Origin of the sequence: Maribellus luteus (assembly GCF_003576475.1) — a bacterium.
GTDB lineage: Bacteria > Bacteroidota > Bacteroidia > Bacteroidales > Prolixibacteraceae > Draconibacterium > Draconibacterium luteum.
This window is the reverse complement of record NZ_QWGR01000015.1, coordinates 24,277-49,503: the sequence shown is the minus strand read 5'-3', so window position 1 is coordinate 49,503 and position 25,227 is coordinate 24,277. Positions and strand designations below refer to the sequence as shown.

Below are 25,227 nucleotides of genomic sequence, written 5' to 3'. Positions count from 1 at the left end.
TCATGAATACTTATTATGCGTTTATATCCGGGCTGCCGGAGCTAAAACTGGCTCCGGAAAGAGAAGTACAGCAACCGGCAGAATTTTATGCCCGCCTGAAAGAGGTGTTGGCCGAAAATGAACTTCGGTGGGCGGAACTTTTGTGGATGCGCGGATTTCATAATACGCTGGTGCTGTATGCGGGTGGAAGAACGCAAATAGAAACACTTCCCTTTGGCTGGAAAGCCGAAATGCTGGAGCCTGAAAACGAACAGTTTCAGGCTTTGCCGGCTTACCTCCGTGAGTGGATAAACTGGCAAAAGCAACAGGAGGGAAGCGTTTCGGAACGAACCAGCGGGCAAAAACTACAGGAGCTTTATTTTTCTGCGCTTCGTGACTCCGGAAACCGTTTTCTGGAACAGTGGGGCGAGTGGGAACTTAACCGGGTTAATTACCTTGCGTTCAGGCGTAGCGGAAAATCGGCTGACGAGAAAAAACGCCAGCTGGTGGAAGGGAATTCGTATTACGAGTTACTGCTCGATTTTAACGAAGAAGCCCGTGTGGTTACGTCAGAGTTTGGTGCTTCCGAAAAATTGAAAAAGCTTTCGGACAACACCAATTTGCAGGAACGGGAAAAGAAAATGGATGCACTCAGGTGGGCCCAAATCGACGAGATCAATCGTTTTGAGTATTTCTCGGTCGATGTTATTCTGGGCTATCAGCAAAAACTGATGATCATCGACAGGTGGACACGTATTCACAACCCGGAAAAAACGGTTGTGCCCGAAGAACTGGCCGAAGCCATGGTACGCGCGTACGACAGTAGTCAACAAATTCACTTCTGATTCAATTAAATCCCGGTTTTCAAAAGAATAAAATTGCTATGGAAAACAAGAATATTATAAGTAAAGGAAAAGTAACTGCCATTGTGGGCAACCTGGTTGAAGTTGAAACCAAGGGAGCATTGATCCAGAATGGGATTTGCTTTTTTCAACACGATGGAAAAGAAATAATGGGCGAAGTAATTAAAACTTCGGGACAAACTGCCTATGTGCAGGTTTTTGAAACAACCCGTGGTTTTAAAGTAGGCCTCGATGTTCATTTTATCGATTCGATGCTGGAAGTAACAATGGGGCCGGGAATGCTTACACGCAATTACGACGGGCTTCAGAACGACCTGGATAAAATCGACGGTATTTTTCTGGAAGCAGGTTCGCGTTCGTATCCGCTCGAAAACGACTCGGTTTGGCATTTCAAACCGCTGGCAAAAGTGGGCGACCTGGTAACTGCTGCCGACTGGCTGGGGCAAGTGCCCGAATACCATATTCAGCATAAAATTATGGTTCCCTTTAAGTTGGAGGGAGAATACGAAATAAGCTGGCTGGCCGACGAAGGTGAATACCAGCTGAGCGATACCATTGCCCGTTTAAAAGACAACAATGGCCGCGAACACGAAGTTTCCATGAGTTTTACCTGGCCCGTGAAAAAGGCTTTCAGGGGCTACCGCGAGAAATTGCGCCCGGGTAAACTGTTTGAAACCGGGGTTCGGGTAATTGATACGCTTAACCCGATTATGGAAGGCGGAACCGGCTTTATTCCCGGTCCGTTTGGTAGCGGGAAAACCGTTCTTCAGCATGCACTGGCCAAGCAGGCAGCTGCCGATGTGGTAATTGTAGCGGCTTGTGGCGAGCGCGCCAACGAGGTGGTGGAGATCTTCTCTGAATTTCCGCACCTGGACGACCCGCACACCGGGGGGAAACTGGCTGAACGGACCATTATTATTGCCAATACTTCGAATATGCCGGTGGCAGCCCGTGAAGCTTCGGTTTACACTGCCATGACACTGGCTGAATATTTCCGCTCGCAGGGCTTGCGAACACTGCTTTTGGCTGACTCCACATCGCGGTGGGCACAGGCTCTGCGCGAAATGTCGAACCGGATGGAGGAACTGCCCGGTCCCGATGCGTTTCCGATGGACTTATCGGCCATTATTGCCAACTACTACTCGCGGGCGGGTTACACTTTGTTACCCAACGGAAGAAGTGGCTCGATTACTTTTATCGGCACCGTTTCGCCGGCCGGTGGAAACCTGCTGGAGCCGGTAACCGAAGCCACCAAGAAAGTGGCACGTTGCTTTTTTGCCTTGTCGCAAAACCGCGCCGACAGTAAACGCTATCCGGCCATCGATCCGAACGACAGCTACTCAAAATATGTAGAGTACGACGAGTTTATTGCTTTTGCCAAACGCGAAATCAGTGCCGACTGGATTGAGAACATTGAATTTGTTAAGTATTTCCTGATCCAGGGAAACGAGATCAGGGAGCAGATCAATATTCTGGGCGACGACGGTGTTCCGGTAAATTACCACGAAACCTTCTGGAAGTCGGAACTGATCGACTTTGCCATCCTGCAACAGGATGCTTTTGATGCGGTTGACTGTAACTCGCCGCTCAAACGCCAGAAATACATGCTCGAAAAAGTAATTGGACTGGTACGAAAAGAATTCAGTTTTTCTGATTTTGATGAGGTGCGCGACTTTTTCAAACGCATCATCAACCTGTTCAAACAAATGAACTACGCCGAATTCAAGAGCCAGCAGTTCAAAGATTACGAAGCACAGTTAGAAGAATACATCAATCAAAATGTAACAGTATCATGAGAGCAAAAGCCTTTCAAAAAATATATTGCCGCTTAAACAACATTACAAAAGCTACCTGTACGCTCGATGCCACAGGCGTTGGCTACGAAGAAATGGCTTATGTTCAGGGGCGAACTGCCCAGGTAGTAAAGATTGCCGGGAAAAGTGTGACGCTTCAGGTATTTGAAGGTACCGAAGGTTTGCAAAACGATGCCGAAGTAATTTTTACAGGACGGGCTCCGTGGCTGCCGCTTAGTGCCCACATGGCCGGACGTTTTTTCGACGCGTTTGGAGCACCCATCGATGGTTTACCTGCTGTTGAAGGCCGCGAATATCCGATCGGAGGACCATCGGTAAACCCGGTGCGACGTAAACAACCCAGCGAATTTATTGCTACGGGTATTGCGGGTATCGACCTGAACAACTCGCTGGTTTCGGGACAGAAAATCCCGTTTTTTGCCGATCCCGACCAGCCTTACAACCAGGTACTGGCGCTTATTGCCTTGCGTGCCAAGGTGGATAAAATTATCCTGGGCGGAATGGGGTTGACCCGCGATGATTACTTGTTCTTTAAAAACACCTTTGAAAAAGGATACGGACAGTCGAAAATCATTGGTTTTATCAATACCACCGATAAGTCGCCCATCGAAATGTTGCTGATTCCGGACATGGCACTGGCCGCCGCGGAATATTATGCGGTTGAAAAAAATGAAAAAGTACTGGTGCTGCTTACCGATATGACGCAATATGCCAACGCACTGAGTATTGTATCGAACCGTATGGACCAGATTCCTTCGAAAGACAGTATGCCGGGATCGTTGTACAGCGACCTGGCCAAGATATACGAAAAAGCCGTTCAGTTCCCCGATGGCGGAAACATCACGATTCTGGCGGTAACAACCTTGTCGGGTGGCGACATTACGCATGCCATTCCGGATAACACGGGGTACATTACCGAAGGACAGTTGTTCCTGCGTCGTTCGTCGGATGTAAATAAAGTAATTGTAGACCCGTTCCGAAGCTTGTCGCGTCTGAAACAGCTGGTGATCGGAAAAGTGACACGTAAAGATCATCCGCAGGTGATGAACTCGGCGATCCGGCTTTATGCCGATGCGGCCAACTCCAAAACGAAAATGGAGAACGGGTTCGAGTTGTCGGATTACGACCGCAGGGTGTTGCAGTTTGCCGAGGAATATTCACGAAACATTCTGGCTATTGACGTAAATCTTGAGGTGGAGGAGATGCTGGAAGAAACCTGGCGGATTATGAGCAAATACCTGAGCCGCGATGAGGTGGGGATTAAGCAGGAATTTGTTGACAAATACTGGGTTGAATCCTAAAGAAAACAAATGAGACGTGATAAAATCGGCGGAGAATGAATATTGACATAAAATACAATAAAACAGCTTTACGCGATTTTCAGAATAAAATGAAAGTACGCAAAAATGCGCTTCCTACTCTTAAAAACAAGGAAGCTGCCTTGCGTGCAATGGTTTTCGAAACCCGCGACCAGCTTCAGAAAGCTGAAGCGGAATACCGGGCGGTTACACAGCAAATTGGCCCCTGGAAAGAGATGTGGAACGAATTTGATCCGCGTCTTCTGGAGGTAAAAGAAGTGAAAACAACGATCAGCAAGGTGGCGGGCATTCAGATTCCGGTATTTGAAAAAATGGAAGTGGAGGTAGTGGATTTTGCTACAACTGCTTACCCCGATTGGTTTGCCGACGGGGTGGAAGCCATGAAGCGTTTGCTGGAAGCCAACATTAAATACAAGCTGCTGAAAAAGCGGCTGGATTTGCTGGAATACGCGCGGAAAAAAGCTACGCAAAAAGTAAACCTGTACGAAAAAGTACAGATTCCTTCACTGGAATCGGCCATCAGGCAAATAAAACGTTACCTCGAAGACGAGGATAACCTGTCGAAGGCCGGACAGAAATTACTGAAATCTAAAATTCAAAGAAAGGCGGTATCATGATTGTTCCGATGTTAAAATATACATTCGCGGTGCAAGGAAAGGAGTATGCAGCTTTTCTTGATAATTTGCAGGAATGGGGAATTGTTCATGTAATTGAAAAAGAGGCCGGAGAAACCGGCACACGTGAACAGGAGGAAGTGGACAAGGAAATTCACCGGCTTGAAAAAACGTTGAAAATTCTTGACCGTTTCCGGGAGGAGGAAATGACGGCTTCGGCTTCATCAAACCTTAGCCCGGAAGAAGCGATAACCCACACGGATGAAAGGCTAAAAAAACGCGATGCCGCAAAACTGGCGCTGGAACAGGCAAAAGCTGCACTGGCGCAGGCAGGAGAGTGGGGCACTTATTCTTCCGACTTGCTGCAAAAGCTGGAACAGGAAGGAATCAGCATCCGTTTTTACTCCATTCCCAAAAAGAAATTCAAAAAGGAATGGCTGGACAAATACGCGGTAAGCCTGGTTGCTGATACCGGCTACCAAGTGAAGTTTGCCTGCATTAACCACGACGAAGCTATTTTTGAAGGGGCTACTGCAGAAAAGTTACCCGAAAGAGACCTTTCTGTTCTGGAGAAAGATGTGGCAAAATACGAGGCCGAAGTGCAAAAGCAGGAAAAGGCATTGAGCATTTTGGCTCATGAGAACACGGATAAACTTCAGGAACAACTAAACGGATTTGTGAATCGCCGCACATGGCTGGATGTTTGGAACAACAAAACTTTGTCGGTGGGCGAGGGGATTGTTCGGATTCTGGAAGGCTGGGTGCCCAAAGACCGCTCAGAACGACTGAATAAATATTTGGAAGAACACGGTATTCTGTACCTGGTTGCAAAAAAATCGGCTGAAGAACAACCTCCGATCGAGTTGAAAAACAGCCGCTTTGGAAAACTGTTTGAGCCCATTTCAAAATTGTTTGCTTTGCCGGCTTACCAGGAGCTGGACCTTACCATTTATTTTGCGCCGTTTTTTATGCTGTTCTTCGGCTTTTGCCTGGGCGATGCAGGTTACGGACTGGTGTTGCTGTTGGGCTCCACCATTTTCCGGAAGTTTGCCTCCGATTCGGTAAAACCGTTTTTACCACTGGGGCAGTTGTTTGGGGCTTCAACGCTGGTAATGGGACTTATTTTCGGTACTTTCTTCGGAATAGAACTGGCAAAAGTGCCTCAGTTGGAACAGGTGAAATCGCTGTTCCTGGATAGTTCACAAGTATTTTCATTGTCGCTGGTAATTGGGGCGGTTCAGATAATTTTTGGCATTGTTTTGCGCATCGTTAACCAGCTTCGGCAGGAACATCCGCAACTGGCCATCGGAACCATCGGCTGGCTGCTGCTTTTTGCTACGGCCGGTTTGTTCGAGTTTGTGTGGAAAGACGCAGAAAAAAATACGGTGATGGAAATTGCTCCGTCGGTGTTGTACGGACTTTCACTGGTGATGATTGTTTTCTTTTCAGGAACCGGGCCTGTTTTTATGCGGGCCATGGGCGGAATCTGGGAAATCTACAACACCGTTACCAGTATTTTTGGCGATTTGCTGTCGTACATCCGTTTGTTTGCACTGGGAATTGCAAGCTCCATTCTGGGGCTGGTTATTAACCAGATGGCCATTTCGTTTGGCAGCGCTCCGTACATCGGACCGGTAATTTTTGTGCTGATCATTGTGATCGGGCATACCGCCAATCTTGCCATTTCATCGTTGGGAGCCTTTGTACACCCTATGCGACTCACGTTTGTGGAGTTCTACAAAAATGCCGGATTTCAGGGAACCGGAAAACCCTATCAGCCATTTTCGAAACGAGTAAATAACAATTAAAACAAATATCAATTATTATGGATTTAGCTTATATTTTAGTGTATGTTGGCCTGGCATTAATGGTTTTGCTTTCAGGAATCGGAAGTGCCATTGGCGTGTCGAAAGGCGGTAATGCCACCATTGGAGCATTGAAAAAACGCGAAGAAGCGTTTGGTAGCTACATGTTATTGAGCGCCCTTCCGGGTACGCAGGGACTTTATGGATTTGCCGGATTTTTCGTACTTAATTTAAAACTTTCAACATTAACAGAAGTTACCATGTTGCACGGTGCAGCGTTTCTGGGAGCGGGTTTGGCACTTGGTTTTGTGGCCTTGTTTTCGGCCATTCAGCAGGGAAAAATCACCGCCAACGGAATTGACGGGATTGGTGCTGGTTACAATGTTTTTGGTAAAACCATGATTTTGGCCGTATTCCCGGAATTGTATGCAATTGTTGCATTTGCCGTTACCTTCCTGATCAGTACATCCATCTGATAGGAAAACCTAAGAATAACGGGATTTGAATTTTGCGCATCCGAAAGCTTCCTTTTTGTGCAGGGGCTGTTTCGGATGCGTTTTTTATTGGCCGAAATCCATCAGTTAATAGTTTGCCTGCCGAACTGCATTTTAATTTTCTCATTTGCCTTAACTATTATTTACACTCAATTATGAATTCAAAAAAGCTAGAGAATAAGAAATAAATAATAAGGAATAACGAATAAAAAAGTGTGAAAAACTGAATAATTTGAGCCAATATTTTCTGATTTCTTATTCCTTATTCCTTATTCCATGTTTCTTATTAAAAATCACTGACGTTCAGTTAGGAAAGCAATCTTAATTTTTAACCAGACATTAATAATTAGAAATCTTTCATGTTTTCCTAAAATTCCAGAAATAAGAAGATGTGTATAGAGGGTAGCTTGACTTAGAGAACGCTAGAAATCAATCAACTCGTTTTTGAACGCATAGATCACCAGGTTGACCGTGTTTTGAGTATTGGTTTTCTGAAAGAGAATGCTTTTGTGTTTTTCGATTGTTTTTACGCTCACAAAGGTCGATTCAGCAATTTGCTCGTTGCTTAGCCCTTTGCAAATCAGTCGCAGTATTTCTGTTTCGCGGGGGGTGAAGTTGTGTTTGTTGGAAATCTTTTTTTGTGTGCGAAGCCGCTTTATGTTCGATAAGATCATTCCGACAATTTCTTCGGAAAAATAGTTGCCACCGTAAAAAACCCGGTTAATCGCCTTGTCAAATTCATCCAGCTCCGAGTTTTTCAGCATGTAGCCCTCCACGCCGGCAGTTATCATTTGCTCAATGTATTCTTCTTCCAGGAAAGTGGTGAGTATAATTATTTTTAAATCAGGATAACGTTGCAGTGCCAGTTTGGTAGCTTCCAAACCATTTATTTTTGGCATGTTGATATCCATGAAAACAATGTCGGGCTTTTTGTTTTCCAGCAGGTCCAGAAACTCTGCACCATCCGAAGCCTCTCCGATAAGTTCTACATTGGGAAAGCGGGAAAGCAAAAGTTTTAGCCCGTCGCGGAATATTTTGTGGTCGTCAACAATTATCAGGGAAATCTTACTCATTTTCGTTTACTGTTTTACTTGGTTTTTTGGTAAACTGCCTGGTTACCCTAAATCGCAGTTGCATACTTACGCCTTTGCCGGGGGCTGTTTTTAACTGGCAGCTTCCTCCCAGCGATTCTATCCTGTTTTCAATGCTCTTCAGTCCTATTTTGTTTTTCTCGTTGTTTTGGCCCGATGCCATGTCGAATCCAACACCATCGTCAGTATAATTTAAAATTACCGTATTTTTTGAACTCATTAAAGTCATTCTAACCAACGAAGCCTGCGAATGTTTCAGTGCATTGTTGGTAAGTTCGCTAAACACACGAAACATAATCAACTCGGTGTTGGGCGACAGTTTCAGGTTAAAGTGTTGGGCATCGAATTCAAACTGGCTTTTTCCCAGGTCATTCATGCTTTCGCAAATACGCTGAACCGATTCAACCAAACCGTATTTTTTCAGGAAAAGAGGCTCCAGGTTGTTAATGGCCATCTTTACCCGTTGCAACGAAATATCAGACAATTGACGAAGGTTTTTTATTTGCGACGACACATCCTTTCCTTCTTTTACCTCCGCTTCCAGAATTTTCAGGTACAGGTTGATCGAGGAGAGAATGGCTCCCAGGTCGTCGTGTAAATCGGCAGCAATCCGGTTACGTTCTTTCTGTTCTGTTTCCACCGTTTTTTCTACCAGCATTATTTCGGTTATTCTCAGCCGGTTCAGAAGCTTCGAGATAAAGAAAAGGCTCACCGACAGAGCTGCAAAAGCGCCCAGTTTAAACAGAAAGGATATGAATTTGAAGTCACTGTTTTCGGCGGAAAGGTATTTCTGAAGGCCTGTTTCAAACTCTTTAAAGCGCAGGTTGTAAGCCGCAAACATTTTGTTGAGTTCGTGCTGGCTTTCTGTGTTTTGAATATTTTCCCGCTTATTAAAAAACGATTCTATCTCGTGCAGGTTATCCTGCATCGACGGGACCTGGCTGATAAAACCTTCGGGCGATTGCGGATCTACTTCCGAGGCTTCTTTCCCAATGTAGTGGATGATGGAGTCGAAATTCTGCTCCATTATTTTTAGGTGCTCAATAAGCAGCGGAACCGAGAGCGTGTCGCCGGTTAACAGGAAGCTCTCATGAAATTTTTGCGACAGAAAAAACTCTGTTTTAGTGCGTTCGGCCAGGTCGATAATGATTGTGTGCTTTTTCTCAAGCGAGACCCCCCGCGAAAAAGTAAACAGAATTGCCAGCAGGGAAAAAACTCCCCATGCAGTAAGGATAATATTTACATTTCGCTTCATTCTACCAGAATTTCGTTTTGCAAGCCGGAAGTTCGCTAAATTATTTTTCTAACAGCCAATTTTAGCGAGAGTTTTTCTAAAATAGAGGTACAAGATGCTAAAAATGATGTTAAATACAATAACAAATTTATCCTGTTCAGGTTGCATTATTGGAAGCGCTAATTGGATTTGGGAAATACCGAACTTTTTGCTGGAAGATTATGATGCAGTACTGAAGTTTATGAACGCTGAAATAAAAAAGAAAGTTCAATATCGATTCTGGCCGCTCGGCAAGTTTTCACAAATTAGCCAGAGGTTAAGACGAATTTATCGCGGGCAAATTTTTGAACAAGTGGTTTTTCTGCCAATAAGTAGGATTGCATGGGAATAAACATGTGGTTAAGAAATAAGTATAGTACTTCTGTCAGTTTGGATAAAATGATGACTTAAAAGAGTAATCTCATTTTCTGTTTAGCCGCTTATTTTGTTTGCTGCAGCATCAAAATTAAACTCAATAGAATATGAAAAACATTCCTTCCTTCCTTCTTTTATTCCTTTTGACGATATGGCTTCCGGCCAAGACTCAAATACCAACGGTACTAACCGACAATGATTTTTCGACAAAAGATGGGGTTGTAACCGATTCGCGTAACGGAAAAACCTATGCCTACAAAAAGTATGGTAATGTGCATTGGTTTATGCAAAACCTGAACTGGGATGGTTACAACGGCAGCGATGAACAAACCCGAAACAGCGTTGGAGTGACCGGCCCTTCGGCAGGTGCAAACAACGAGGGACTAAAATTCGGAAGGTATTATTCTACGGATGAAACAAAAGAAAACATTTGCCCCGAAGGCTGGACTGTTCCGGCCAAAAGCGATTGGGCTGATTTGGTAGATGCAATCAGCAAAGAATATGAATTGCCCGATCTGAAAGCCAACAATACCAACTACTGGCTGTTTTGGAAAGCAGCTTATTATATGCGGGGAGGGACAACAGAAGGAGAGAATGCTGTTTGGAAATTTGGGACAAAAGCAGAGGACACGAACCAGGTCCAATTCAATCTTTTACCATCAGGATGGCTTAATACAAACGGCGTTAGTTTCAACACCGGCACTAACAAAGGGTTGGGCTATTCTACCTTAATGCACATGCAAGGCGCGCAGTTCTTCTGGACGGGTACTACAGAAACGGGCAACGATAGCCATGAAAACCTGAGGCATACCCAAACCGAAAAATACGGAAATGTGCGTTGTATTAAATATGCAGGGTTTCCTGATGTGGAGATAAAAACACCTTATCCTACAACAATTGAACTAAACCAGATCAACAGCGCCGAAAAAGAACGCATACGTTTGGCCCAGGGACATAAGAAATACGATGGACAACCCACCGGCTTTTATTTGTACCCCGGCAAAAAGCTGGTGCTGGATGTAGAAGAGCTTATCCCTTCAGCAGACGGATACCCTGTAGTTACCATCGGAACCCTTGGGCTGATAAACAATACCCGCACCGAAATTCGTTTAAGCCCCGGGCTAAACACCATCGAAGGTTCAGCGCACCAGGGCGGTTTAATCTATTTAAGTTATACCACAAGCAAAAAAGATTTTGACCCCGTTGGTAAGGTAAAGGTTACTTTTACCGGCGAAAGCGAACAAGTGCGCGCTCCCCGCTATGTATTCGGGGTTACCGGCGAGGATGAGTTTGCCTCCATGCTTGGGAAGTACGAAACACCGGATGTTGTTTTCCATTCTGATTATGCACTTGTGGGGGCCACCCGTTCAAACGCCATTGCGATTTCGATGAAAGAAGACAAGAAAAAATGGATGGAAACGATTCATACTCTACTTGAAAAAGAAGATGAAATAAGTGGCTTGGATAACGAAGATGAAAACCCGGTTCACCACCGTTTAAAAGCCGGCGAGGTTCGTTACCTGTTTACCGAAAATGAAAGCTCAAGTCCACACGCAAGTTCCGCCGGTTACACAGGCTATCCGGCATCAAGCGTTGGCAGGTACCTTACTAACACCGGAATATGGGATCGTTCGTGGATGATGGGACATGAAGTTGGACACCAACATCAGCAGCCGGCGTATCAGATCAATAAATCAACCGAATCGACAGTTAATATTTACTCCTATTTTGTGGAACGCTACATTCAGCACCAAAAAGGAAACCTTGCGTACAACAGAACCACTGCCGAAAGATGGCAACAGGCACAGAGTACTTACCTGAGTTTGCCGGTGGAAGAACGTATATATGATATGGATGATAGCAGCCTGGAGGCAATTATCGGCTTTAACCGCGACGAACTGCGCTTTATGCCCTGGGAACAATTGTTCCTGATTTTTGGTGACGATTTTTACAAGAAACTGCACCGGGTAACGCGCGAGGAAGGAACAGTTGGTGGGTCGGAAAATGAAAGACGCCGCTACCTGATATGGAAAGCTTCAAAAATAAGCGGTTACGATCTGCGCGAGTTCTTTAACCAATGGGGAATCAGGTTAAGTTCCGACTACGACAAAGACATACTGAATACAAAAACAGAGGAAGCCGTAGAAGCAGGCAAAATGGTTGATTTACCACATCCGGTAAGTGAAATAATCAAGGTATCGGGGCAGGATTTGCCCGATTGGTGCCCACTGCCTTTGATTGGAGAAGCAACGCCCGATGACGATTTGGCTCAAAACGATGTGGATTGGGTACAGGCCCGTAAAAAATACTGCGATTATTCGACTTCAACCGGAACGATTACCGATGCGCGCGACGGAAAAGCATATTCCTATAAAAAATACGGAGCGCTCGACTGGTTTACTGAAAACCTGAACTATGCCGACGAACGTATCAACAATCCGTCTGATCCGAACATGCCCAAATATGTGCTCAGTGTTTATCCTGAAACCGAAAAAGATCCGGCCGGTGAAGTTTTCGGCAGAATGTATGTTACTTACGCCATGAGTGAACTGGCAAGCAGCTGGTGTCCCGAGGGCTGGAGAGTAGCTACCAGCCGGGATTGGGTGGATTTGTACGAAGCAATAAGAGAGGAATACAAACTGGATGAAGATCAGGTAAGCTCGTGTTTGGTTTGTGGTGGCGACCAGGATAACGAAACTGACGGACTATGGTGGAAAGGAGCTCTTGGCTCTAAAGGAACCGATGAGCTGAGAAAACAGGTGGGATTTAATATTTTGCCGGCAGGGGTTTACAGCACCACTACTTCGGCTTACGAACAGGGAGATGAAAAGGGAAATAAAGCCAGTTTCTTTGATCCTTCGTCAGTGTGGTACCACCAGGTTTTTACCGCTTCTTCTCTGTCAATGGATCGCAAAAACCGGAATTCACGCCACTATGGTTCCATCCGTTGTGTACGCGATGCCGGGGACGTAACCTCTTCGTCGGAGATTAAACGCGGGGCAGATTTGAGGGTTTACCCAAACCCGGCAAGTGTTGGTCAGGCTTTTTATATTGAAAACAGTTCTTTACCCCAAAATACTACGATCGGGGTGTACAGTATTACCGGACAAAAGATTCAGGAAAAGGTAGCCAGGCAGACCAAAGAACAAGTGAGCATCGCAACCTCGGGTATTTACATCATAAAATACGAGTCAGAAAATCAATCACAGCAAACGAAAGTTATAATACGCTAAAAAGCAGATCGTAAGAAAAGCTAAAAAACAGCCTGAAGAAGTAATGGAAGTAAGCCTTCCTTACTTTGGAGGGCTGTTCTTGTATTCTTTAATTGCGTGAAAGCGAAGAAGTAGAAATAATCGAAAGTAACTGATAACCTGCCGAAAAGTGTTTTTGACGAAAGAGAGAACGATACAGTTTTAAAGCAATACCGGCGCTTTTCAGCCAGTCGTTTCCAAAAGCTTTGCACAACGTCTGACAATTTTGAAAAAACTATATTCGCGAGTACAATGAGTAAAATGTGGAAAAATCGTATTCTAAGTTTCTTGATGGGGATTTGCTGTTTTTTTATCGGAGTAAAGACAGTTTTTGCCCAGCACGAGAAGAATTTTCCCAAAATCACCATTCCGGAAATCATTCCTCAAAGTGATAAAATAAACTACCTTGCCACGCATTATTGGGATAATTTCAATTTTCAGGACACCGTATTTCTAACACAACCTGCCGTGTTGAATAAAGCAATGGCAAGCTATTTACAGGTTTTGGCCATGGCCAGCCAAAAGATTTCCGATGCATCGTGGTACAACTTTGTTGAAAAAACACAAGCCAGCCAACCCATGTTCAGCTACTTTGCCATAGTGTTGAAAGATTACCTGTATCATCCTGATTCACCCTTTCGAAACGACGATTACTATTTGGCAGTACTGAATGCTCTCATTGCTTCGCCCAAAGCTACCCGGGCGGAGAAAGAAAGGGCTAAACGCGAAAAACAGTCGTTGCTCAAAAACACGATAGGGACCAAGGTTACGGATGTGGTTTACACGCTTGCTTCAGGTAAAACCGGGCGTATTTACGACAGCCACACTCCGTACACGCTTTTGCTTTTCTATAACCCGGGGTGTCATGCCTGCGAAGAAACCCTTGCATTTCTAAAACAATCGCAGGTTATAAATAGTGCTTTGTCTGAAAAAGAACTAACACTTATTGCCATCTATCCCGATGAAGACGTAAGCGCCTGGAGAAAGTATTGTGACGATATTCCTGCAACCTGGATTAACGGCTACGACAAAAACACCCGGATATGGAAAGAAGAGCTTTTTGATCTGCGTGCCATTCCGTCGCTTTATCTTTTGGATGCGGACAAAATGGTGTTGCTAAAAGATGCACCGGCTTCGGTTATTGAATCCTACCTGAACAATCAGAAATAGTAACCATTGGACAATTAATACTGCCATTCCAAAGACACTAAAATACATCCGAATATTGCAATAGATTGCAAATCTGTGGCTTGGGAATCTCCGCGCGAACATATAGAGTAAGGAGAGTAAAACAAATCACAATTTGAGTAAATCGAAAAAATGCCCCTACACTAATATTGCAACAATCATATGCATTATTAATTTACTAAACATTGTTATGACATGAAAAAACCTAACAAGATCTTTTTGGAGAAGTTCTTAACTCCAAAACAGACGTCTGCTATTCTATTCTTTCTATTGGTTTCGCTGACGCTGTTTTCGCAGGCTCAGGGAGTAAGTGGTTTGGTGAAAGACAAAAACAACGAACCGCTTATCGGAGCTAACGTGGTTATCCAGGGGACAACCATAGGAACGGTAACCAATATCGATGGCAAGTTCTCGCTGGAACAGGTTGCTCCTGACGCGAAACTTGATTTTTCGTTGATTGGCTATCTAAAACAAACTGTAGACGTAAATGGAAGAAGCTCCATCACAGTTACGCTCGAAGATGATGTACAAAACATCGAAGAAGTGGTAGTGGTGGGCTTTGGTACCCAGAAGAAAGTAAACGTAACCGGTGCTGTGAGTAGTGTTACCGCCGAAACTTTCGAGAATAAACCGGTTGCCAACATTGGACAGGCACTGCAGGGCGTAGTACCCAACCTGAATGTGAACATCAGCAGCGGTTCTCCCAATGCAACTCCTTCGTTTAACATCAGGGGAGGAACATCCATGACTTACAGTGATGGAAAATACGTGGTAACCTCAGGTTCTCCGCTCATTCTGGTCGATGGTATTGAAATGACAGCTTCGTTGCTCAATCAAATGAATCCCAACGACATTGAAAGTATGAGTGTTATTAAGGATGCTTCGGCAGCTGCCATTTACGGAACAAAAGCTACGTTTGGGGTGATTCTGATTACCACCAAAACCGGCAAATTCAACCAGGAAGGAAAAATCAGCTACAGCTACGACATTTCCTGGGACACTCCGTCGGCCATGCCCGACATCCTCGATTCGTACACCATTCAAAAAGCCGGAATGGACAAGACAGTATGGACAGGTGGTTCGGTTGGCGATGCCGATATGAAAAAGCTGGAAGCCATGCAAAAGTACCTCGACAATCCTATTCCCGAGAATGCTTATTACATGGACGGAAATTCGATTATATGGGTGGGGAATATGAATCCCTATAAAACCGTTGTCAGAAACTGGACACCCACTAAAAAACACAACCTGAGTTTTACCGATGGTACCGACAGGATTTCTTACTATGTGTCGCTTGGCTACCAAAACCAGGAAGGAATGTACAGCATTAATACCGATGAATATAAGCGCTACAATGCAAGTGCACGCGTGAATGCAAAAATTAAAAACTGGTTTAATGTTGAAGCAAAATTCAATTACAACAAAACCAGCTACGATGCTCCTTACCTTGTTGGAGGCAAAGGAAACCTGTGGGGAGCCATGCGCAACGAAACGGGCAAAAACATAAACATGCCGATCAAAACCGGACCCAACGATCCGATTCCCGGTGCTTATACCGATAATATTCTGGCCTGGTTAACCTACGGTGCCAAAACCAGTTCTATTTCTACGTCAACATCGCTGGCCATTTCGCCCGAGATTATTGTGATCCCGAAAACCTTGAAATTAAAGGCCGATTTATCGTACCTGCCACAAACTACGGTATACAACCGCCATAGTCCGCAGCACGAATACATTACCATCAGCTGGACAAATCCGGTTTCTGAACAGTCAGAGGCACAGGACAACAGGGCCACTTTAACCCGAAGTTCGGTCGACACTTATTTGTTAAACACCTATGCCGATTTTAACAAAACATTTGCAGGGGTACATAATGTTTCGGCCATTGCCGGTTTTAGCCAGGAGAGTGTTACTTACGGATCATTGACCGGTAACATGAGAGGCTTGTTTTCTCCTGACATCCAAAATCCGGATGCAGCCGAAGACATCACACTTCATACGCTTGGAACAGGAGCTCAGAAACGTACAGGCCGTGCCGTTTTTGGCCGTGTTGGCTACAATTATAAAGAACGCTACCTGGTGGAAATGAATGGCCGCTACGATGGTAGCTCGCGCTTTACGCCTAACGAGCGTTATTTCTTCTTCCCTTCGTTCTCTTTGGGATGGCGTATTACCGAGGAAGCTTTTATGGCAGGTACCAAAAACTGGCTTACCAACCTGAAAGTAAGAGCTTCGTGGGGGAAACTGGGTAGCCAGCCGGGCGGTTACTATCCTTACCAGGCAACGATGGACTCGGGCAGCGCCGGCATGATCATCGATGGCGTGTACGTATCAACTGTTAATGCTCCGGGACTGGTAGCGCCAACCTTAACCTGGGAAAAAGCTGCTACTACCAACTTTGGTCTCGATGCCGGATTTGTTGACAACAAACTGAACATGAACCTGGATATTTTTGAGCGCAAAACCACAGATATCCTCACCAATGGTAACGTAGCTTATCCTTCGGTACTTGGTGCCAGTGCTCCGCTTGAGAATTCGGGAGCGATTAAAGCCTACGGATGGGAATTGGCTTTAAAATGGAACGAGCAGCTGAAAAACGGCTTGCGTTACGGAGTGGAGCTTTCGGTGTACGATTCAAGAACAAAAGTGGAACATTATGCAGCCAACCCGAGCAAAAACATCAGCTACCTGTACGACGGTGCCTACACCGGTGCGATCTGGGGCTATACAACAGGTGGTATTTTGCAGGAAGAAGACCTGGTGAAAAAAGAATCGGGAACCGGCTATATTTTTAATGGTCCATACCACACAGGAAACCTTTACCCGGGTTACATCTGGTACCGCGATATCAATAGCGACGGTAAAATCAGTAATGGAAATTCAACCGTTGAAGATTCAGGTGACCTTCGCATAATTGGTAACAGCACTCCCCGCTACCGCTACAGTGCAACAGGTAATGTTGCTTATAAAGGACTTGATTTTAGCGTATTCTTCCAGGGAGTTGCCAAACGTGATATCTGGACAGGAAGTTCGGCATACTGGGGCGGCGGCGCCGGTTCGCAATGGATGTACGACCGTTCGTGGACACCCGAACGCACCGATGCCAAATTCCCGATGTACACCTCAGGGGTGAGCACACAAACTGCTTACCTGCTTAACGGTGCTTATTTGCGGTTGAAACAGGTAATGCTGGGATACACTTTGCCACAGGAATTAACTAAGAAACTAGGTGTTGACAGGTTGCGTTTCCACGTTGCCGGTTACAACCTGTTTGAAATCACGGATATTCCGGGTGTTTTTGATCCTGATCAAATCTCAGATTCTTATCCGGCCAAAAGAACAGTATCATTTGGTGTACAGGTGGGCTTCTAACAGGGTTAAATTGAATAACAAATTGTATCGGATTCAATTTTCGAATTATTAATAACAAAAAAAGATGAAGAATCTAAAATATTATATAGTTGCACTTTGCCTGGCAGGAGGTATACTGTTTAGCTCGTGTAACGACGATTTTCTGCAGCAAGATCCAATTCAGGAACTGGCCGAAGGTGCCTTCCTGAAGAATGAGGGCGATTTACCCTTGTTTTTGAACCAGGTTTACAACGATTACATTGTTGGCCATCAAAATGGCTGGGCGTACAGCCGCGTAGCTCCTTTTTACGATGTACAGGGAAGCCCGATTATTTACAAAGATTTGTTTTCGGACAATATGGTAAAAACGGGGAACTCAAGCAGCCGTTTAAATGAATCGTACATTGTTCCGCAAAGCGGTTCAAACGAGGGATGGAGCTGGTCGAGCCTGAGAAAGATCAACTATTTTCTGCGTAACTACCGCATGGCGGAAGGCTCGGTAACCAGCCCCGACGAATTGAACAAATGGGCTGCCGAAGCATACTTCTTCAAGGCATGGGATTATTATAACAAAGTGGTAATTTTCGGTGAAGTTCCGTGGTATGTGACCGACTTGAACGTGGATTCGGAAGAGTTGTATGCTCCGCGCACTCCCCGTGCCGAATTGATGGACTCCGTGCTTTGGAGCATTAACTATGCCGTGGAAAATATCAAAGAAGGTGGAAATCCTGACGGCCGTATCAACCGCGACATGGCCAATTTCCTGAAAGCCCGGATTTGTCTTTTTGAAGGAACGTTCCGCAAATACCATACTGAGTTGGGCCTTGAGTCGAGCGCCAATAAGTTTTTGCAGGAGTGTGTAACTGCCTGCGAGGAGATTATCGCCAGCGGACGTTACGAGTTGTACAATGCCGGTACCGATCCGTATTGGAAAATGTTTAGCTTTCAAAAGACCCCATCTGCCGATGGCAACACCGAAGCCATACTGGCGCGTGTTTACGACGGCGATAAACTGGGCCATGCTACGCAGCGTTATTTCGACCAAAACAACGGTGGTGCAGGAGGACGTTACAGCAAAGGTGCCACAAGAGGTTTAATTGACGAATACCTGTGTATTGACGGACGTCCGATTTATACCGGAGGCTCTGAAGGCAATTATGAGAAAAACCCTCATTTCCTGGGATACGATGGCTTGTGGACCGAGTTGGAGAACAGGGATCCGCGTTTGCGTCAAACCGTAGCGCGCCCGGGCGAATTCCAAACCATTTCTCCGGCAGGAGCTGGCGATATGAATGTTGAAAAGTACGGTGTCAACTATCCGGCCATTGCCTACAACTACGCCCGTGCAAACGGTTCAACCGTAACCGGTTATTTGTTTTGCAAACATTGGGTGTGCGATTTCGAAGAGTACAATGCTGTAACCAACGGTACGCAAACTGCCGTAATGTTCCGCTACGGCGAAGTGTTACTGATGCTGGCCGAAGCAAAAGCCGAGCTGGGTACATTTAGCCAGGAAGATGCCGACAGAACCATCAATAAACTGAGAGAAAGAGCCGGTTTTGATTTCAATACATATCCAAATTCAAAACTCAATATTTCGAATTTGCCGGATGACCCGCGTCTGGATAGAATTTATGCCGAAAAACTGGATTACCCGGTGTCGCCGCTTATTCGCGAAATCCGCAGGGAACGAAGAGTGGAAATGGTTTTGGAAGGACAGCGTTACGAAGACTTAATGCGTTGGAAAGCCGGAAAATTATTAACGGTTCCGCTCAGAGGTATGAAATTTACTTCCGAAAAACAAGCTATGTACGATGGGTCGCATGAGGCTGCTACCACACCTGCCACCTGGACGGCCAAAAAAGCAACCATCGGTAAAGAAGTGTGGGTTGACGGAGACGGATTCCTGATTGCCTATCCGCGTGATTCAAGGTTAACCGACGGCACATTGCCCTGGAGCGAAAAACGCTACTACTGGCCCGTTCCGTTCGATCAGCTTACCTTGAACAAGAACCTGACACAATCGCCCGGCTGGGAAGATATTGAGAGATAAATAACCAAAACATTAGGATATAAGAAATAATATGAAAGCAATACATTATCAAAAACTAACTGTTCTGCTGTTGGCTTTCGGACTGGCTTTCTCGTCGTGTACAGAAGACGATGAAATAAAGGTAGCCGCCGTAACCTTATTACAGGCTGAATACGTGGACAACAATATGCAGATTTCGTTGAAAGACAACGAGACCTTACAACTGACCCCTTTTATTATGCCCCAAAATGCTTCTGAAAAAGGAGTTGTTTACTCCAATAAAAATCCGGAGATGCTGACCATAAGTGCCGAAGGATTGCTAACTCCCAAAGCCATCGGGTTTGATACCATTATGGTGCAAGCCACTGACGGTTCGGGTGTTCAGACTTCGTACCGGGTTAACATTACCGACCACATGGTAAAAGCCACCGGCATTTCTGTTTCTGCTGAAGCCAGCAATGTTGAATTAAAAATTGGCGGGGCTACTTTTAACCTGGCCGACCACATCACCATCACACCGGCTGATACCTGGGACAAATCGGTGACTTATATGTCGTCAAACACCAACGTGGTTACAGTAAGTTCCGAAGGTATTATTACTCCGGTGGGAGTGGGTAATGCCACGGTAACGGTAACAACTGCTGACGGCAGCAACATTTCGCGCGATTGCAATATTACCGTACTCAACCTGGTAAAACGTGAAATTGATATTGAACGCACCGGATGGACAGTTTCAACTTCAGTAAGCTATTACGACGGAAATGATTATGTGACTGACGGTACTACAGGAAAACCGGAAGACATACTGGACTTAAATCAGGCTACTTTCCTGTCGATGGTTAAACCGGGGAAAAAGTACGGTGACTATGATGGAACTACCTACACAGAAGTTTATTTTACAGTTGATTTGCAATCGGCTCAAAACTTCGATTATGTAATCTGGCAGCACCGCACCACCAATACGTTGGCATTCCTGCGCCCCTATACGTTTACTATCTCCGGTAGTAACGATGCCTCGTCGTGGACAGTATTAAAAGAGAATGTTGAAATCCCCAATACGGGCGCGAACGCACAAAACGGAAAGGATGAAAACGTTTATCGTATTCCGCTGGTAGATTTACCGGAACCCTTAACGCAAGCACCTGCAGGGTTTAATTACCGTTATGTGAAAGTGGAGCTTACTTCGTGGAACACTGGTAGCGGAAGTACCATGCAAATTGCCGAATTTGGATTGGGAAAAATAATTGTTGAATAATTCTAACTCACTATGAAAAACTGCCCGGGAGCTTTCCCGGGCAATTTTTTTATAGATTACCTCGAAACAGCAGCCCGTCCAAAATTTAGATTTATGAGTTTTGACAGCCGCTAAAACTGGATGAATCCTACTTTTGCAATCTGTTTATATTCTAAAACTTGGAAAACCAAAACAGGACGAAAAGGAAGCCGATGGAGCGTTAAGCCTGCCTGCCAGGAAAAATAGAAGTTCTCCGCTGCTTCGAAATACCAAATGTTCCTTGTTGAAACAACTCAGTTATACCATGATCAGGAGATATTTAATCATTATTCTTTTGGCTTTCCTGCATGCGTCGGGAATTCAGGCAAAGGTTGACTATCGTTTTCGCACGATGTCGCCCGAAGGAGGATTTTATTACGACGGTGTCAAATCCATTCAGCAGGATAAAGATGGTTTTATATGGGTACTGATGGAAAACGAGCTTTACCGCTTTGATGGCTACGAGTACAAACGTTATTACGGGAAGTTTGCTCAAACAGATAAAACCAAAGAGTGGGAGTTCAATGATATAGACGTGGATGCTTCGGGAAACCTGTTTGTAACCACCAACAACGGTTTGTATTTGTACAAACGCCCGTTCGATACTTTTCACCTTGAACGGAAAGGGAATATACAGAAAGTAAAAGTGGACAACCGAAACAACACCTGGATCAGAAGCGACAATACCTGGAGCATTTTAAACCTCCAAGATAAAAACCTTGAAACTCCTTTGTATGATGGGAAGAAACTACCTTATATTGGTGCCGTTTTTTGCCCCTATAACGACGATTTATATGTTTCCAGTAATTATGGACGGATTTACAGGTACAACTATACTACCGGCGGTTTCTCGCAGTGCATGACCATGCCCGATAGCGACGGGTTTATCCTTGAAGCAAAAGCACACAAAGGAAAACTATGGGTACTTGTTAATTCCTATGGTTTATACCGGATTGATCTGGCCACTTTTACGGTGGAAGACCACATCGATATTTACAAAAAACTGGATGTGAAAATGATAAGGACCTTTCACATCGATAAAACCGGAATGCTGTGGTTTGGGGCCCTGAACGGCATATATGTCATGAATCCGGAGGATAGGGAATTCCGTCATTTCAGTCACTCAAGAACCGATAAATTCAGCATCCCCAATAACTCGGTATGGAGCATTTACGAAGACTTCAATAAAGATATCTGGATAGGCACGTATGCCGGGCAGGTTTGCTACGTAAACCTCGACGAAAAAAATCCTTTCAAATCATATGCCCCTCAACCCGGAAAACTGAATCATATTCCGGTAAGCGCTTTTACTTCCGATGATCGTTTTTTATGGATCGCTACCGAAGGCGGGGGAATAAACAGGATGGAGAAAAGCAGCGGTGAATTTTCTTACTTCTCTCATCAGAATGCTGAAAACAGCCTGTCGCACAACAATGTGAAGTCGATGGTAATCGACAAGAACCGGAATTTGTGGATTGGAATGTATTCAGGTGGTGTGGATAAATACAACCTCGATAGCGGGCATTTCAAACATTTCAGGGCCAAAGATAAAAAAACGATACTCTCAAACAACATACGAAAACTGGTACTTGAAAGTGATTCCGGCTTGTGGATCAATTATCAGCTTCGCAAGCAGGTAGTTTCTTACCTCTCGTTTAGCGATGAAAGTATAACCCACTTTGAATTTGGCGAAGAAAACAACGAGAACTACATTTTTGATATGCTGAGAGAAGGTGAAAACCAGTTGTGGATGATCAGCAGTAACCGGATTTTTCTTTTTAATGTAAAAAAACGCGAAGTAAAAGAAATTGCTCCTCCTGATTCTTCATTTATGAACTTCCGTACCTTTTGTCTCGACGATTCCGGCAACCTGTGGATTGGCACGTTAAGCAACGGGCTTTTAAAATACGATCCGCGATCGGAGACGTTCTCCGTTTTCAATGACATGGAAAAATACGGCATCTTTTCGGTTTTTAATATCTGTTACGACAACGAGGGAAGCCTCTGGCTCGGAACCGACAACGGCTTGATCCGCTACAATATTTCGGGGCAGACGTATTCGCGCTACGATAAACACGATGGAGTGCAGGGAGATGTTTATTATCCGCTCGCAGCAATGAAAGGGAAGGACGGAAACCTGTATTTTGGAGGTACAAATGGTTTTACCATTGTCGATCCCAAAGCCATTACTTTAAACCAGAATCCGCCCCAGGTAATCATCTCCGATTTTTTAGTCGATCATACTTCTTCTGCCCTGAACCGGAATTCTGCCAGCAAGGATAGCGTTCCGGTAGTTACCTTAAAATACAATCAAACCAATTTTGGTTTCCGTTTTTCTTCCGATAATTACCTGATACCCGAAAAAACACGTTTTAAATACCGTCTGCATGGTTACGATAACCGCTGGATTGAAGTGGATGCCTCTAACCGGGCAGCAATGTATGCAAAAGTACCCCCGGGGTCTTATTCTTTTGAAGTTGTGGCAGCCAACAACGACGGAGTATGGAACGATACTCCCGAGCGAATAAATGTGATACGAAAAGCGGCTCCCTGGTTCAGCTGGCCGGCCTATATTCTTTATATGATCTTGTTTTTGGTGGTAGTGGCACTCATCGTAAAATACATTTCGGATAAGAAAAAACTAAAAATACAGCTTTATCTCGAAAATGTTGAAAAGCAAAAAAACAAGGAGATTTACGAGGCACAACTCCGTTTCTTTACCAATATCTCGCACGATTTTAAAACCCCGTTGTCGCTGATAATAGCGGCACTCGGCAAACTCAGGCGCGAAGGTTTAAAAGAGTATTACTACCGCATTTTAAATGGCAATGCACAGCGCCTGCTGAACCTGGTAAACGAACTCATGGATTTTCGCACCGTAGAAAGCGGCAAAATGAAACTCGAACTTCAGGCGCTCGATCCGAATAAATTGGTGGAGGAAGTAGCATCGGGTTTCACCGATTACGCCCAACAAAGAAACATTGATTTTAAAATTACAGGCAACCCTCATTTGCCGGTGCCTGTGTGGATTGATAAAAACATTCTTGAAAAGATTATTATGAACCTGCTGAACAACGGGTTCAAATCGACCCGCGATAACGGGCAGATTTCAGTAGAAATACACAGCGGTGACAAGCCTTTTATTTCGCCGTATCCAAGCAGTTACAAGGTAAATAACAGGGAGTTGCCCATCAGTGTAATCCAGCTGGTTTTCCGTGACACCGGAATTGGTATTTCCAAAGAAATGCTGCCCAAGGTATTCGAGAGGTTTTATAAAATAAATGCCCAACACTTCGACTCACAGCTGGGAACAGGAATTGGCCTGGCTCTTGTAAAAAGCCTGGTTGCATTGCACCGGGGAGAAATTACGATTTACAGTGAACCGGATAAGGGAACCGACATTGTTATTTCGCTTCCGGTAGATCAATCAATATATCCGAATGATTGTTTTTTACCCACCAGCGAAATACCCGCCGAAGAGGATTCGGAAGAAGACGACAGCGCTTCTGTAAATGATTTGCTGGAAGAGGACATAATGCAGGGAATGCAGGAAGACCGAAGGCGTATTCTTCTGGTGGAAGACAACGAGGACCTGCGAAATATGATTGCCGACTACCTGGCAAGTGATTTTGAAGTGTTGGAAGCCGGGGATGGGGTAGAAGCCTCCGGAATACTGGCTTCGAAAATGATCGACCTGGTGATCAGCGATATTATGATGCCCCGGAAAGACGGAGTAACACTAAGCCGCGAAATAAAGGAAAATGTGGAGACTTCGCATATCCCCGTGGTGTTGCTTACCGCCAAAACAGGGCTCGAAAGCAAAATTGAAGGCGTAGATTCGGGAGCCGATTTGTACTTTGAAAAACCGGTGGATTTTGAACTGTTGAAGATCAGTATTCAAAACATATTTAAACAACGTCAGCACCTAAAAGAGTTTTATGCGCGCAACTTTTTTGCCGACAGTGCCGAATTATCATCCAACGAACGGGATAACAAGTTTCTCAGTGACTTTGTGAGTATTATTGACGACCACATCGACCAGTCTGGTCTTGATGTTAACTTTATTGCCTCAGAATTATCGATGAGCAGAAGTAAACTCTACCGGAAAATTAAAACAATGACCGACAAATCGATCGTGGAGTTTATTCTGAATTACAGGTTGCGCAAAGCCGCCCGAATCATAATTGAAGAAGATTTAAGCATGCGGCAGGTTATGGAAAAAGTAGGAATCGAGAGTCAGCCTTATTTTACCAATGCGTTTAAAAAGGAATTTGGACAAACACCCACTGCTTTTGCACAAAAACACAAACCTCATACATCCGGATAATCGGTTTCCCTTTTCGGTTGTTTATGCCGGAAAAGAGCTCGTAGACAGGAATGTGCATCAAAATGATAAAAGAAAGAGTCAAAAGAGTAATAGCCACATGGGGGCCAAAAATATTTTTGTGCCGGACAACTTTTTTGAGAAAGGCGCTGATCAACCCTTGTTATACTGCACAAGCCGT

At 44.8% G+C, this 25,227-nt stretch carries 14 protein-coding genes; 12 read left to right on the top strand and 2 right to left on the bottom strand.

The features are described 5' to 3' along the window. Positions 1 to 2 precede the first annotated feature (2 nt). From D1614_RS19210 to D1614_RS19185, 6 genes are read left to right on the top strand one after another with little or no spacing between them, the layout of a single operon-like run. Positions 3 to 824, top strand: coding sequence for a DUF2764 family protein (locus D1614_RS19210; protein WP_119439605.1), 822 nt, complete (start codon positions 3 to 5; stop codon positions 822 to 824). Between the two features lie 38 nt (positions 825 to 862). Further along, the gene (locus D1614_RS19205; protein ID WP_206610086.1) at positions 863 to 2,638 is read left to right on the top strand and encodes a V-type ATP synthase subunit A; all 1,776 of its coding nucleotides are present in this window, start codon (positions 863 to 865) and stop codon (positions 2,636 to 2,638) included. After that, complete coding sequence (locus tag D1614_RS19200) at positions 2,635 to 3,957, top strand: V-type ATP synthase subunit B (RefSeq protein WP_119439604.1); 1,323 nt, start codon at positions 2,635 to 2,637, stop codon at positions 3,955 to 3,957. The genes D1614_RS19205 and D1614_RS19200 overlap by 4 nt, the downstream gene beginning before the upstream one ends. A gap of 35 nt (positions 3,958 to 3,992) precedes the next feature. Further along, positions 3,993 to 4,592: a V-type ATP synthase subunit D gene (locus D1614_RS19195; protein WP_119439603.1), complete on the top strand. Its 600-nt coding sequence runs from the start codon at positions 3,993 to 3,995 to the stop codon at positions 4,590 to 4,592. Next, positions 4,589 to 6,397, top strand: coding sequence for a V-type ATP synthase subunit I (locus tag D1614_RS19190; protein WP_119439602.1), 1,809 nt, complete (start codon positions 4,589 to 4,591; stop codon positions 6,395 to 6,397). The genes D1614_RS19195 and D1614_RS19190 overlap by 4 nt, the downstream gene beginning before the upstream one ends. Positions 6,398 to 6,414: 17 nt before the next feature. Next, the gene (locus D1614_RS19185; protein WP_119439601.1) at positions 6,415 to 6,870 is read left to right on the top strand and encodes an ATP synthase subunit C-like protein; all 456 of its coding nucleotides are present in this window, start codon (positions 6,415 to 6,417) and stop codon (positions 6,868 to 6,870) included. Positions 6,871 to 7,310: 440 nt separating this feature from the next. On the opposite strand, the gene D1614_RS19180 is transcribed toward D1614_RS19185, so the two are convergent. Further along, complete coding sequence (locus D1614_RS19180; RefSeq protein WP_119439600.1) at positions 7,311 to 7,961, bottom strand: response regulator transcription factor; 651 nt, start codon at positions 7,959 to 7,961, stop codon at positions 7,311 to 7,313. Further along, positions 7,954 to 9,234, bottom strand: coding sequence for a sensor histidine kinase (locus tag D1614_RS19175; protein WP_119439599.1), 1,281 nt, complete (start codon positions 9,232 to 9,234; stop codon positions 7,954 to 7,956). The genes D1614_RS19180 and D1614_RS19175 overlap by 8 nt, the downstream gene beginning before the upstream one ends. Positions 9,235 to 9,734: 500 nt before the next feature. Here D1614_RS19175 and D1614_RS19165 point away from each other — a divergent pair, with 500 nt between their 5' ends. The 6 genes from D1614_RS19165 (at position 9,735) to D1614_RS19140 (ending at position 25,049) form a co-directional block, all read left to right on the top strand. Continuing rightward, positions 9,735 to 12,860, top strand: coding sequence for an FISUMP domain-containing protein (locus tag D1614_RS19165; protein WP_119439597.1), 3,126 nt, complete (start codon positions 9,735 to 9,737; stop codon positions 12,858 to 12,860). Positions 12,861 to 13,139: 279 nt separating this feature from the next. Next, entirely contained in the window at positions 13,140 to 14,048 is a 909-nt protein-coding gene (locus tag D1614_RS19160; protein WP_162304572.1) for a DUF5106 domain-containing protein, read from the top strand. A 213-nt stretch (positions 14,049 to 14,261) separates the two neighbouring features. Beyond that, positions 14,262 to 17,438 carry a SusC/RagA family TonB-linked outer membrane protein gene (locus D1614_RS19155; RefSeq protein WP_119439595.1) on the top strand — a complete coding sequence of 1,059 codons (3,177 nt, stop codon included), beginning with the start codon at positions 14,262 to 14,264 and terminating at the stop codon, positions 17,436 to 17,438. A 64-nt stretch (positions 17,439 to 17,502) separates the two neighbouring features. Then, positions 17,503 to 19,470, top strand: a complete 1,968-nt coding sequence (locus tag D1614_RS19150; RefSeq protein WP_119439594.1) for a RagB/SusD family nutrient uptake outer membrane protein — start codon at positions 17,503 to 17,505, stop codon at positions 19,468 to 19,470. A 31-nt stretch (positions 19,471 to 19,501) separates the two neighbouring features. After that, a complete protein-coding gene (locus D1614_RS19145) occupies positions 19,502 to 20,704 on the top strand; it encodes an Ig-like domain-containing protein (RefSeq protein ID WP_119439593.1) in 1,203 nt (400 codons plus the stop codon). Between the two features lie 283 nt (positions 20,705 to 20,987). After that, positions 20,988 to 25,049: a hybrid sensor histidine kinase/response regulator transcription factor gene (locus tag D1614_RS19140; RefSeq protein WP_119439652.1), complete on the top strand. Its 4,062-nt coding sequence runs from the start codon at positions 20,988 to 20,990 to the stop codon at positions 25,047 to 25,049. The last annotated feature ends 178 nt before the right edge of the window (positions 25,050 to 25,227 follow it).